Genomic DNA, 703 nt, shown 5'->3' on the forward strand with positions numbered 1-703 from the left:
GCAGTGTTCAGCGTAAATGTATCAGGCGGGTAGGTCATGCCTCTGTTGAATTGCTGCCCGGCGCTGCAGCCGGCCTGACCGCGTCAGCGCTGCAGTTCCCCCCCCAGCGCTTTGCTCCTGAGGCCAGCTTTCCCATTGGCTATTTCTGCCGGGGATCCCCCCTGGTTGCCCGCAGGACTCTGTCCCACCGGCGCGAAAGGGCGAGCCACCCCAGTTTCAAGGCCAGCCCCAGCACCTGCCAGCCGCGCAACCGGATCACCAGGGATCCCCATCCGTGCCAACCGATGCGAGCGAAGGTCAAGCGCAGGTGTTGGGCCAACTGAGGGGGTAGAGCGGCGATTAGTCCCAAGCATTGCCCCGTCAAAGCCGGATCGGCAAAGCCAATTTCCACCCCTCCTTGCCAAGATTGGATGTGGAGCTGCTTGCCCAGCTTCCACAGGTAGGGCCAATCTCTGGGGGAGCAACGTTCTCCCCGCTGCGCCGGCCAACGCCCGCGAAGGCGCAGGGATCCCCAACGCCATTCCCAACCACGGCGGCTGCCCCGCACGGCCCAGCCTCCCCAGCCGTGCCATTTCCAGATCCAGGCAAGGGGGCCCTGCCAGGGTTTGCGGTAGCGCAGAATGAGCTGTTGAGGCCAGAACAAGAGAGTTCCCACAAAGACGGCCAGCAGCAATCCCAAAGGACTCCGTCCCGCTAACGCGAA

At 64.0% G+C, this 703-nt stretch carries 1 protein-coding gene; it reads right to left on the minus strand.

What is annotated here, in order from left to right:
* Nucleotides 1–139: 139 nt before the first annotated feature.
* Nucleotides 140–703, minus strand: a 564-nt coding sequence (locus NW818_RS13745) for a hypothetical protein (protein WP_414424871.1), incomplete at its 5' end; no start/stop codon positions are given.

The sequence above is a fragment of the Synechococcus sp. R6-5 genome, from assembly GCF_047461775.1.
In the GTDB taxonomy this organism is placed as follows: Bacteria; Cyanobacteriota; Cyanobacteriia; order Thermostichales; family Thermostichaceae; genus Thermostichus.